Consider the following 12,100-nt stretch of genomic DNA (forward strand, 5'->3'; position numbering starts at 1 on the left):
ACTCTAGGCAGGCGCCACCCGACCGGCGACGGTGTCGGGCCGGGGTCAGAGGCGGGCGTGGAGCATGGTCGCGTCGTCGCTCATGCCGAAGCGGGGGAAACGCGAGCAGGTCGGATCGGCGCGCTCGGCGGCCCGTAGCCGGTCCAGCAGCTCGGACTCGCGGCTCGCCGCGATCTCGTCGAGCAGCTCGGCGTCGTCGCGGACCAGGCCGAAGGGTCGAACGGCGCGGGCGAATCCGTCGGACATCGCCACCAACTCCGTCCCCGGCGCCACGGCGAACGTGGCGACGAAGGCATGCTCGGCGGCGGCCGGCACATCCGACAGAACCCAGGAGCCCCGCGGGGTGTTGCGCCACTGTCGACGCTGCCAGTTCAGGACGCGGGCCCGGGCGTAGGCGTCGGCGGCCTCGTCGCCGCGAGCGAGCTCGGCGCGGACTCGGTCGAGCAGGGCTTCCTCCACCCCGGCGAACTGCGGATCGACGAACTCGACCGGGGCAGCGCCGGGCTGGCGCAGCAGGACGGGGCTGTCGCCGAGCAGGCACAGGTCGAGCCGATCGTCGAGGACGCGGGCCAGGCTCAGCGTGGCCGTCGGGAAGCCGTCGGCCGGCAGTCCGGCTCGCCGCCCCTCGGACCGGACGTGGCCGATGAGGTCCCGCAGCACCGCCCGCAGCGGACGGCCCTCCCACGGCACCCCGGCCAGGTACGCGTCGGCCACCGCGCTGAGCCAGGCCGCCGGGGAACGGCCGTCCACCCGGACCTCGTCGCCCAACGGGGTCGCGCCGTCGATCACCCACAGCCCGTCCGGCCGCCAGCCGGCCGCATCCTCGTTATGCGGCTTGTCCGACCGACTGATGGACCGCAGTACCCGCACCCGTCGGCCCCCACCAGGTCATGAGAAAACCCGCCGTCACGAGTATGACCCCGACGATCGCGGGGGCGAGCCGACGCCAGGCGGACCCGCCGCCGCCCGCCGTGCCGATGAGCAGGACGTGGAAGCCCCAGAAGACCAGCAGCGTGACGCCGCCGGCCAGGGTGAGCAGTCCCGCGGCCGGGCGGGCCGGCTGGCCGGCCGCGATGTTCGCCGCCGTCGTGATGAAGGCGATCACGGCGGCGAGCAGGCCCATGATCTCCAGTACCTGGCTGCGAATCTGCTGCAGCTCGCGGGTCGCCTCCTCCTGGCGGGCGCCGAGGCGCTCGGCCTCCTGGGTGTACTGGATCCGTGACCGGATGAGCTGGTAGTCACCGATGCGCAGGGCGTACTCGGCGCCGGTCGAGTCCTCGTCCTCGATCGCCCGCGCAATGCTGGCGCGGGCGGCGGTGAACGCACCCCGCAGCGTGGCGATCCTGGCATGGGTTGCGTGGTAGCGGGCGTACCGGCCGTCGCTGAGCGCGATGGCCTGACGGACGTGCCGTTCGGCGTCCAGCAGCAGGCGTGGGTCGCTGTCAGGATCGCGTTCATGACGGTCCGCGATGACCTCGGCGGCCAGGTGAAGTACACCAGGAACGGTCGCCAACCGCTCGACGGCCTCGACGGCGAAGGTCAACGCGGCGTCGAGGTTCGCGGGGTCGTCGCCGAGCGAGGCGTAGTACTCGGCCTGCAGGTAGAAGAACATCGGGTGCCGGCCGAACCGAGACTGGTAGCGGTCGGTGTTTGCGCGGTGCCGGCGGTGGTCCTTGCGTCGCCAGGCTCGTGCCTGCAGGCAGTAGAAGGCGTTGAACCGGGTCTGTTCGGGCAGGTCGGCGTCCTCGATGATCGCGGCAAGGGCCTCGTCGTCCGCATCCGGCCCGGCCAGCAACGCTCGAGCGGCGGTGCCGAATCCCGGATCGGTCTCCGGCGGCAGGTCCGCCAACCGTTGTCCGAGCCTGTCGCTCACACCGGTATCCGGGTGACAAAGGGTAAGTTCCGCCTAGGCATTCGGTGAGCGTAGCCGGAGTGACACTCCACGAGAACGGGTCGATTCTGTGCATCCGGCGCAGGTGCAGGCCAGGTTCGTGCCGGCGTTCGCGGTGCGGGTGAGCGATGCCGTGGCCGGGCGGGGAGAGCCGTTTGTCCGGGCTCACGACGGGGTGTCCGGGGTGGCGGCGGACGGACCGGGATGAGGTGAGCGCGCAGGGTGGTGGGGGGCAATCCGGTGGGTGCCGGTGAAGATCTTCGACGCAGGACCTAGCATCGAGGTCCGTGGAGCGCTTCGTCGTGACAGGCGGCACCCGGCTAGTCGGCGAGGTCGCCGTCCCGGGCGCGAAGAACTCGGTTCTCAAACTCATGGCCGCGAGCCTGCTGGCCGCCGGTCGCACGAGCCTGACCGCCGTTCCGGACATCCTCGACGTCACCGTGATGTCGGAGGTACTGGTCGGACTCGGCGCGACGGTGGAGCGGGATGTCGGCGGTGGCCTGCTCGGCATCGACGTTCCCGAGACGCCAGGGTTCTCGGCCGACGGCGAGCTCGTGCGGCGGATCCGGGCGTCGGTGGCGGTGCTCGGCCCGCTGGTCGCCCGCTGCGGGGAGGCACGGGTCGCCCTGCCCGGAGGTGACGCGATCGGCTCGCGGGCGCTCGACATCCACGTCAACGGGCTGGCCAAGCTCGGGGCGCTGGTGGACGTCGAGGGCGGCGCGCTGGTGGCGCGCTGCTCGGGTCGGCTGCAGGGCGCGTCGATCTGGCTGGATTTCCCGAGCGTCGGCGCCACCGAGAACCTCCTCATGGCCGGCGTCCTCGCCAAGGGTACGACCGTGATCGACAACGCCGCGCAGGAACCCGAGATCGCCGACCTCTGCGCGATGCTCACCGCCATGGGCGGGCGCATCGACGGCGCGGGCTCGTCCACCCTGGTGATCGACGGCGTGGACGCGCTGTCCCCGGTCGAGCACCGGACGGTGCCGGACCGCATCGTCGCCGGCACGTACGCGATCGGTGCGCTGATGACCGGCGGCGACGTCATGATCCGGCATGGCCGGGCCGGGCATCTCGGGATCGTGCTGGAAAAACTGGTGCAGGCCGGTGCGGAGGTCGACGTCCGCGACGACGGGTTCCGCGTGGTCGGCCGCGACCGCCCACGCTCGATCGACGTCGTGACCCTGCCCTACCCGGGGTTCCCGACGGACCTGCTGCCGCAGATCATCGCGCTGGAGGCGATCAGCAGTGGGACGTCGCTGATCACCGAGAACGTCTTCGACAGCCGCTTCGTGTTCTGCCGCGAGCTGCACAAGCTGGGCGCGGACCTGCGCACCGACGGCCATCACGTCATCGTGCGGCCCGCGGACCGGCTGAGGGCGGCCCGGGTGATGGCGTCGGACGTGCGGGCCGGCGCGGGCCTGGTGCTCGCCGCCCTCGTCGCCGAGGGTGAGACCGAGGTGACGGACGTCTACCACATTGATCGTGGCTATGCCGGCTTCGTCGAGAACATGACCGCGCTCGGCGCCGACATCCGGCGGGTCTCCGACCTGGCGGTGGCCTGAGCCGCCGTCTCGGGTCCCTGCCGTCTCGGGTCTTGAGCCGTCTCGGGTCTTGAGCCGCCTCAGGTCTGCGAGGACAGCCCGCCGGGCGGGGTGGCCAGGGCGCGGGCGGCCCGGGCCGCGTCGGCGCCGAAGACGAGCACGTGCCGGCGCTGCCGGGGCCGGGACAGGATGTTGCCGGCGGCGTCGATGTGCAGCGGGGTCATCGCCATCGCCCAGGTGGAGCGGATGCCCTGCCTGCGCAGGGCGGCCCGGGCCCGGCTCACCTCGGCCGGGGTGTCGACGACGGCGACGGGGACGAGCAGCCCGAAGTCGTGGCCGAGCAGGACCCCGCGGGGCAGTGCCCGCAGCGGGGCGGACGCCCAGCGCGCCATGACCATCAGCAGCCCCACGGTCAGCATCGCCAACGCCGGTTCGACGAAGAACTGCGCCGAGTTCATGGCCACCTGGCACCTCCGAATCACCGCGCCGCGGCCGGGTCACGGGGGGCGCGCGGGAGCCTCGGACGGAGCTCCTTGCCCGTCGACATCCGGCTTCCATGGTCCCAGACGCACGGCGGATCGGCAGGAGTTCCCGCCCCAATCCGTCCTGATCCCGTCGGCGGAATCCGACAGAGGAAACATCGCGCGGCGACGGCTGGGATCATCGAGGTAACCGGCCCCGACCCCCCGTGGCCGAGCGACGACGGTTCGGACGAGGCGAGAGGGCGTGAGGCGGTCCGTCATGCGCGGAACCGCACCTGGGTGCTACCCGCGGTCGGCGCGGATAGCTGGTAGCGCCGGCATCACGGTGAGCAGGGGCGCCGGGCGGCCGGGGACGGGAGACCACATGAACAACGACGTCAACGTGGTGGACATGTACGGTCCGGTCGGGGCAGGCGGCCGCTGCGGGCAGGCGGTGCGGCTGGTGGGCAGGGTGGATGTGCGGACGGTGGGCACGCTGCGGTCCCTGCTGCACGCGGCCATCGACAACGGCAGCGGGCCGCTGCGCGTCGACGTCGCCGGGCTGGAGCTCGGCGACCATGCGGCGCTCGGGGTGCTGCTCGGCGGGGCGCGCCGGGCCAGGGCGGCGGGCCGATCGATGGTTCTCGTCGACGTGCCGAGCGCGCTGGGGCGGATGTTCGCCGCCGACCGGCTCGGGCGGCTGCTGCGGTTCGAGGAGGCGACCGAGCTGGTGCACGTCGGGCACGCCTGAACCGTCGCACGGCGCCGCCCTCGCGGTCGGCGACCGGGCGAAGCGGACCGAACCTGGCTGGATGCGTACCGTCATCCCGGGCGCGCCCGCGTGCCGACTGGACATCCGATGCGGCATGCTTGCCGGGTACCTGCTGATCGGGTACTGCTTTCGGGTCACTGGCCCGGCTGATGGCATGGTGGACGCCGGACGGAGGTCTGCAGGACGTGGAGGTGCCCGCCCGAGTGGATATCGCCGGTGAACGCGGTGCGCGGCCCGCGGGGCTTCTCGGCGTGCGTGAGTTGCGTCCGGCCGTCGTGGCTGCGGCGTTCCTCGTCGCGGTCCTCATCGGCGTGTCCATCGGCTACGCGACCGCCGACCGCGGCGCGGGCTCGGGCGCAACCGGCACGGCGACGGCCACCTCCGCGCCCGAGCTGTCCCCGGCCATGCGTGCCCCGTTCTGGTCGACGTCGCGCCATCCTGGCCAGGCGCACCAGGTGCGGGTCACGGACGAGCTTGATCCGGTGGTCCTGCGGCTGGCCTTGCAGTGGACCGTCGCCAACCAGATCAAGGCGGCGGGCGGGGACGGCAGCATCACCGCCAGACAGGTGACCGTGCTGGACGGCATGTACTTCGGCGCCATCGAGGGAGTCGACGCCGCCCAGGACGAGTTCTGGTCGGTCGGCCGCATCATGGTCAGCGGCACGACTGCGCCGCCGGACCCGCATGTGTGGCGCCGGGTCGGCACCAGCCCATGGACGATCGTGGCCAACGGGCAGGGTGCCTGCGACAAGATTCCCGCGCCCCTGCTCCAGGTCTGGAAGGGCCAGCCGCCGCCCTGTATCGGCTGAGCCGTCCCGCGCTGACCACAGCCGGGGGAGCGGTCGGCGAGCGCAGGCGGGTGGTCCGAACTAGCCTCGTCCCGTCGCCCGCGGTCCGCGCGGGCCCGGGGCAGCGCGGCCCCGACCGCCGGTCGGCCACCCGGCCGGCCCCGGGCGCGGGGAGAGGCAGCGGCCATGACGGATCTGTATGCCCGTTCGAACACCCGCTCGGCGCAGCGGCGCAGGGTGGATCAGGACCAGCCGTCGCCGGCCCCGGTCCGGTCGGCTCCGGCGGGGCCTGACGGCCGGCCCGGGCAGCGCGACCAGGCGTGGATCATCCGCACCTACGCGGGGCATTCCAGCCCCGCCGAGAGCAACGCGTTGTACCGCCGAAACCTGGCGAAGGGGCAGACCGGCCTGTCGGTGGCCTTCGACCTGCCCACGCAGACGGGCTACGACCCCGATCATCCGCTCGCCCGCGGCGAGGTCGGCCGGGTCGGTGTGCCGATCGCGCACCTCGGCGACATGCGCGGGCTGTTCGACGGGATCCCGCTGGCCGGCACCAACACGTCGATGACGATCAACGCCACCGCCATGTGGCTGCTCGCGCTCTACCAGGTCGTCGCGCAGGAGCAGGGCGCCGACCCGGCCGAGCTGGCCGGCACCACCCAGAACGACATCATCAAGGAGTACCTCTCCCGCGGGACGTACGTCTTCCCGCCGGGGCCGTCGCTGCGGCTGGTGACCGACCTGATCGCCTACTCGGTGGCGGAGCTGCCGCGGTGGAACCCGATCAACATCTGCAGCTACCACCTGCAGGAGGCCGGGGCGACCCCGGTGCAGGAGCTCGCGTTCACGATGTGCTCGGCGATCGCCGTGCTCGACGCCGTGGCGGCCATGGGAACGTTCCCCGCCGCGCGGATGGGGGAGGTGTGCGCCCGGATCTCGTTCTTCGTCAACGCCGGGGAGCGGTTCGTCGAGGAGATGTGCAAGATGCGGGCGTTCGGGCAGCTGTGGGACGACCTGCTGCGCACCCGGTACGAGGTGGGTGACCCATCCGCGCGCCGGTTCCGCTACGGCGTGCAGGTCAACTCGCTCGGGTTGACCGAGGCCCAGCCGGAGAACAACGTCATCCGAATCGTGCTGGAGACCCTCGGCGTCACCCTGTCGAAGGACGCGCGGTGCCGGGCGCTGCAGCTACCGGCCTGGAACGAGGCGCTCGGCCTGCCCAGGCCGTGGGACCAGCAGTGGTCCCTGCGCGTCCAGCAGATCCTCGCCCACGAGACCGACCTGCTGGAGTACGACGACCTGTTCACCGGCTCGCCCGTCGTCGCCGAACGGGTACGTCGGCTGGTGGCGGACGCGACCGCCGAGATCGACCGGGTCCAGGCGATGGGTGGGGCGGTGGCGGCCGTGGAAAGCGGCTACCTGAAGTCGGCGCTGGTCTCCGCCCAGGCGGGCCGCCGTGCGCGGATCGAGAGCGGCGAGGATGTCGTCGTCGGGGTGAACCGGTTCACCGAGACCGAGCCGAGCCCGTTGCTCGCCGAGCTCGACACGGCGATCCAGACGGTCGACCCGGCCGTCGAGCCCGCGGCCCGGGAGTCGCTCGTCGCCTGGCGGGCCGGGCGCGATCCGTCCGCCGTCCAGGAGGCGCTGCTCGGGCTGCGCACGGCCGCCGGCACCGAGGCGAACCTCGTCCCCGCGACGCTGGCCTGTGCGCGGGCGGGCGTCACCACCGGGGAGTGGGCCGACACGCTGCGCGAGGTGTTCGGTGAATACCGCGCACCGACCGGGGTGAGCGGCGCCGTCGGAGTCGGAGTCGGCGGGGACGGAGTGGGCGGGGACGGGGGCGCGGGTGCGGGTGTGACCGGGCTGGAGGAACTGCGTGCCCTGGTGGCCCGCACGGGGGCGCAGCTCGGGCGGCCGGTGAAGATGCTCGTCGGCAAGCCCGGCCTCGACGGCCACTCCAACGGCGCGGAGCAGATCGCCGTGCGCGCCCGCGACGCCGGCTTCGAGGTCGTCTACCAGGGGATCCGGCTGACCCCCGGGCAGCTCGTGGCCGCCGCGGTCGAGGAGGACGTGCACGTCGTCGGCCTGTCGGTGCTTTCCGGGGCGCACCTGGACCTGGTGGGCGAGGTGCTCGGCGGGCTGCGTGCCGCCGGCGCCGGGGAGATCCCCGTCGTCGTCGGCGGCATCATCCCCCCGGCGGACGCCCGCGAGCTGGCCCGCCTCGGCGTGGCCGCGGTGTTCACGCCCCGGGACTATGAGCTCAGCGCCATAATTCGCGGCGTCGTGGACGTCGTACGGTCGAAGCATGTCCTCGACCACCCCTGACGCGGCCGAACCCACCCGGCCCGGCTCGGCACCGGGCGGCTCGCGCGCCGGTCCGAAGGCCGGTCCGGACGCCGGTCCGACCCTGGATGACGCCATCGCCCTCGCCACCCGGGTCCACACCGGCCAGATCGACAAGGGCGGCGAGGAGTACATCGGCCATCCGCTGCGCGTCATGGCAACGGTCGCCCGCACCGCCGAGGCCGCCGGCGTGGACCCGCACACCGCCCAGCTCGCCGCCGTCCTGCACGACGTCGTCGAGGACAGCGACACCACGCTCGCGGATCTCACGGCCGCCGGCTACCCCGCGCCCGTCGTCGCCGCCGTCGACGCGCTGTCGCACCGTCCTGACGAGCCGATGCAGGACTACCTGGCCCGTGTCGCCGCCGACCCGCTCGCCGTCGTCGTCAAGCGAGCGGACATGCAGGACAACTCCGACCCCGTCCGCCTCGGCCGGCTGGCCCCGGAGCAGGCCGACCGCCTCGCCACCCGCTACGCCGGGCGCCGCGAGCTCCTCGACGACCTCGTCTCCGCCCGCAACATCCGTTCCGCCCGCAACATCCGTTCCGCCAGCGACGTCGGTCCCGGCCGCAGGTGAGCACCGGCGGCCACCGGACGGCGGGGCGGTCAGGGGGGTCGCGATAACGTGACGTCATGCGGCTTGTCATCGCTCGGTGCAGTGTCGACTACGTCGGACGGCTCACCGCCCATCTGCCGAGTGCCGTCCGACTGGTGCTCGTCAAGGCGGACGGGTCGGTGTCGATCCACGCCGACGGGCGGGCCTACAAGCCGCTGAACTGGATGAGCCCGCCGTGTGTCATCGCGCAGGAGCCGGGGGTCTGGCGGGTGACCAACCGGGCCGCCGAGCAGCTCGTCATCACCCTCGAGGAGATCCTCCACGACTCCAGCCACGAGCTGGGCGTCGACCCGGGGCTGCGCAAGGACGGCGTCGAGGCGCACCTGCAGGTCCTGCTCGCCGACCGGCCGGACGCGATCGCCTCGGGACTCACCCTGATCCGCCGCGAGTACGAGACCGGGATCGGGCCGGTCGACCTGCTCTGCCGCGACAGCGACGGATCCACCGTGGCCGTCGAGATCAAACGCAAGGGCGAGATCGACGGGGTCGAGCAGCTCACCCGCTACCTCGTCCGGCTGGATGCGGACCCGGCGCTGCCGCACCCGGTGCGGGGCATCCTCGCCGCGCAGTCGATCACTCCGCAGGCCCGGCTGCTGGCCGCGGACCGAGGTCTCGGCTGCGCCGTCGTGGACTATGACGAGCTGCGCGGCCTCGAACCCTCCATCCCCACCCTGTTCTGACCGACCGTTGGTCGCGGTGGATTCTGCCGAGAAATCCGCCGAATCCGCCGAACCCGAAGTGGTCCGACGGCGAAGCATCTTTTGTTTGCGAACCTGCCGTCGAAACCCGGGGACACCGTCCGGCGGCACGGCCGACAGTCTCGCCTTTCGGCGGCATTTCCGTGCCGCTTGCCGGAAAATAGCCTGACGGCTGCTGTCCTGCCTCGCGGTGCGGCTCTGATTGATCTCGGGCCGGCTGGTGGAAAGGCTGGGAGAATCGACGGATCCGCGGTTCGACACCGCGCGGCCCGCGACTTTCGGCGCATTGTCGTCGGGCTGCCGCGACGACCTTGAGGAGCCTGGGCATGGTCAATGGGGCCCGGCGGGGAACGCATGCACACGGCAGCTCGGAAACAGCTACCCGGAGCGGCGCCGGTACCGCGACGAATACGGCGGACGAAACGGCCACGACCGCACCGGCGGTCGCGGGGACAGCGGTCGCGAGGGCAGCGGGCGGCAGGGCAGCGGGCGGCGCCGCGGCGCGGTGGCAGCGGATCGGGGTGGTCGGGCTCGGCACCATGGGGGCCGGCATTGCCGAGGTGCTGGCCGGGGCGGGGCTCGACGTCGTCGGCGTCGAACGGGACACCGACGCGCTGGCCCGGGCCCGCGCGCGAATCGAACACTCCCTGGACCGGGCGGCCCGCCATGGCCGGCTCGCCGACACCGCCCGCGGTGAGCTGCTCGGCCGGCTGAGCCTCGGCACCGAGCTCGCCGCGGTGGCCGGCTGTGATCTGGTGATCGAGGCCGTCGACGAGCGGCTCGACGCCAAGACCGCGCTGTTCGCCCGGCTCGACGAGGTCTGTCCGCCGGCGACCGTCCTGGCGACGAACACCAGCTCCCTGTCGGTGACGGAGCTCGCCGCGGGTACCGGCCGTTCGGGCCGGGTGCTCGGCATGCACTGGTTCAACCCGGCGCCGGTGATGGGCCTGGTCGAGGTCGTCCGCACGGTGGTGACCGACGCCGACGCGCTGGCCGCGGTCGTCTCGTTGGTGGGTGCGGTCGGCAAGACGGCTGTCGTCGCCGCGGACCGGGCCGGGTTCATCGTCAACGGGCTGCTGTTCGGCTACCTCAACAACGCGGTCCGGATGGCCGAGGCGCGCTTTGCCACCCGGGCGGACATCGACGCCGCGATGCGGCTTGGCTGCGGTCATCCGATGGGCCCGCTGGCCCTGCTCGACCTCATCGGCCTCGACGCGGCGCACGCCATCCTCGCGTCGATGTACGACCAGACCCGCGATCACCTCCACGCCCCGGCGCCGCTGCTCGGCCAGCTCGTCGCGGCCGGCCTGCTGGGCCGCAAGACCGGCCGCGGCTTCTACACCTACCCGGCGACGGACTCGCCGGAGGCGCCGCCCGAGGACCCCGGCGGCACGGACTCCGGCGCGGACTCCGGCGCGGCGGTGCGGGTCCGGTCGGTCGGAATCGTGGGCAGCGGCACGATGGCGCGGGGCATCGCCGAGGTACTGGCCCGATCGGGCCATGACGTCGTCCTGCGGGCCCGGCGGCCGGACGCCGCCGACGCGGTGTTCGGCCGGGTCGAGGCGTCGCTGGCGGCGGCGGTCGCCAAGGGCCGGCTGTCCGACGACGACCGCGACGCCGCCCTTGGCCGGCTGCGCGTGACCACGGATCTCGGCGAGCTCGGCGGCTGCGACGTGCTGCTCGAGGCGGTCGTCGAGGACCTGGCGGTCAAGCGGGAGCTGTTCACCGATCTGGACAAGGTCGCCCGGCCCGGCGCCGTGCTGGCGACCACCACGTCCTCACTGCCGGTCGTCGAATGTGCCACGGCGACCCGGCGGCCCGAGGACGTCGTCGGCATGCACTGGTTCAACCCGGCCCAGGTGATGCGCCTGGTCGAGGTGGTACCCACGGTGCTCACCGGGGACGGGGCGACGGCGACGGTGACGGCGCTGGCGCGGGCGGCGGGCCGGCACCCGGTGCGCTGCGCCGACCGGGCCGGCTTCATCGTCAACGCGTTGCTGTTCCCCTACCTGAACGACGCCGTGAAGATGCTGCAGGCGAACTACGCCACGATCGAGGACATCGACACGGCGATGACGGTCGGCTGCGGCCATCCGATGGGCCCGTTCGCCCTCGCCGACGTGGTCGGGCTCGACGTCACCCTCGCCATCACCCGCTCGCTGTACGAGCAGTTCCGCGAGCCGGGCTACGCCCCGGCGCCGCTGCTGGAGCATCTCGTTCGGGCCCGTTTCCTGGGCCGCAAGACCGGTCGGGGCTTTCTCACGCATCCTCGCCGGTAGTCCGGAGCCGGGGGCCGCCGAACCCGGGGGACGCCGAAGCGGGGACGCCGAACCGGGGGTATCGAGGCGGGGATTGCGCCGCCCGAGGCACGGCGCCGGCGGGGTCGCCGGATCGAAGCGTCCCAGGCAGGACATGGCACGCCGTGGGGGCGCCGTCCGTTGACAGATGACGGCCGGCGCCGCGGTCGCCCGTGGACGGTGCCGGATGCGGCACTAGGATGTCGCCGGTCGGCGGGAAGTCCTGGTTCGCACAAGAGGAGACGCGACGGCGATGGTCACGCTCGACAAGGACGCCGTGCGGCAGTTCGGTCGGGAGATAACGATGTTTCTTCCCGATCTGGTCATCATGCTGCGGCGGGTCGTCGCCGATCCGCGGGTGCCGCAGTCCGCGAAGGTCGAGGCCGCGGCGGCGCTGGCCTACCTGGTGTCGCCGCGTAACCGGTTGACGAACATGATCCCCGTGGTGGGCCAGCTCGACGACGTCGCCATCGTCGCCTTCGCGTTCCGCCGGCTGGTCGTCGGCGCCGGCGAGCCGATCCTGCGCGAGCACTGGCGAGGCAGCGACCGCGCCTTCCAGGTACTCGTCGGCGCGTCCTCGGCCCTGGCGAGCCCGGCCGGGGCACTGCGCAAGGCGAAGGTGGCCCGGTCGCTGGTGGCGGCCGGGATCGACCGGGTCCGCGGGGCCGCACCGGGCGGCGCCGGTGCTGGAGG

At 72.9% G+C, this 12,100-nt stretch carries 11 protein-coding genes; 8 read left to right on the forward strand and 3 right to left on the reverse strand.

Going from position 1 to position 12,100, the window contains the following annotated elements; translation table 11 throughout:
• Positions 1-45: 45 nt before the first annotated feature.
• Positions 46-789, reverse strand: coding sequence for a hypothetical protein (locus ND748_RS05425; RefSeq protein WP_251744541.1), 744 nt, complete (start codon positions 787-789; stop codon positions 46-48).
• A gap of 37 nt (positions 790-826) precedes the next feature.
• Complete coding sequence (locus tag ND748_RS05430; protein WP_251744543.1) at positions 827-1,873, reverse strand: hypothetical protein; 1,047 nt, start codon at positions 1,871-1,873, stop codon at positions 827-829.
• A gap of 320 nt (positions 1,874-2,193) precedes the next feature.
• Here ND748_RS05430 and murA point away from each other — a divergent pair, with 320 nt between their 5' ends.
• A complete protein-coding gene (gene murA, locus ND748_RS05435) occupies positions 2,194-3,453 on the forward strand; it encodes a UDP-N-acetylglucosamine 1-carboxyvinyltransferase (protein ID WP_251744545.1) in 1,260 nt (419 codons plus the stop codon).
• A 59-nt stretch (positions 3,454-3,512) separates the two neighbouring features.
• Here murA and ND748_RS05440 read toward each other — a convergent pair whose 3' ends face one another.
• Positions 3,513-3,890: a hypothetical protein gene (locus ND748_RS05440; RefSeq protein WP_251744559.1), complete on the reverse strand. Its 378-nt coding sequence runs from the start codon at positions 3,888-3,890 to the stop codon at positions 3,513-3,515.
• A gap of 388 nt (positions 3,891-4,278) precedes the next feature.
• Between ND748_RS05440 and ND748_RS05445 the strand changes: the two genes are divergently transcribed.
• From ND748_RS05445 to ND748_RS05475, 7 genes are all read left to right on the forward strand, one after another.
• Entirely contained in the window at positions 4,279-4,644 is a 366-nt protein-coding gene (locus ND748_RS05445) for an STAS domain-containing protein (protein WP_251744547.1), read from the forward strand.
• Positions 4,645-4,856: 212 nt separating this feature from the next.
• Entirely contained in the window at positions 4,857-5,474 is a 618-nt protein-coding gene (locus tag ND748_RS05450; protein ID WP_251744549.1) for a hypothetical protein, read from the forward strand.
• Positions 5,475-5,639: 165 nt separating this feature from the next.
• Positions 5,640-7,778: a protein meaA gene (locus tag ND748_RS05455; protein WP_251744551.1), complete on the forward strand. Its 2,139-nt coding sequence runs from the start codon at positions 5,640-5,642 to the stop codon at positions 7,776-7,778.
• Entirely contained in the window at positions 7,759-8,373 is a 615-nt protein-coding gene (locus tag ND748_RS05460; RefSeq protein ID WP_251744553.1) for an HD domain-containing protein, read from the forward strand. The genes ND748_RS05455 and ND748_RS05460 overlap by 20 nt, the downstream gene beginning before the upstream one ends.
• A gap of 56 nt (positions 8,374-8,429) precedes the next feature.
• Positions 8,430-9,092: an endonuclease NucS gene (gene nucS, locus ND748_RS05465; protein ID WP_251744554.1), complete on the forward strand. Its 663-nt coding sequence runs from the start codon at positions 8,430-8,432 to the stop codon at positions 9,090-9,092.
• 344 nt (positions 9,093-9,436) lie between these two features.
• Positions 9,437-11,389 carry a 3-hydroxyacyl-CoA dehydrogenase family protein gene (locus ND748_RS05470; RefSeq protein WP_285901639.1) on the forward strand — a complete coding sequence of 651 codons (1,953 nt, stop codon included), beginning with the start codon at positions 9,437-9,439 and terminating at the stop codon, positions 11,387-11,389.
• A gap of 271 nt (positions 11,390-11,660) precedes the next feature.
• The coding region (locus ND748_RS05475) for a YkvA family protein (RefSeq protein WP_251744558.1) at positions 11,661-12,100 on the forward strand (440 nt) is incomplete at its 3' end.

Source organism: Frankia sp. AiPs1 (assembly GCF_023716945.1).
GTDB lineage: Bacteria > Actinomycetota > Actinomycetes > Frankiales > Frankiaceae > Frankia.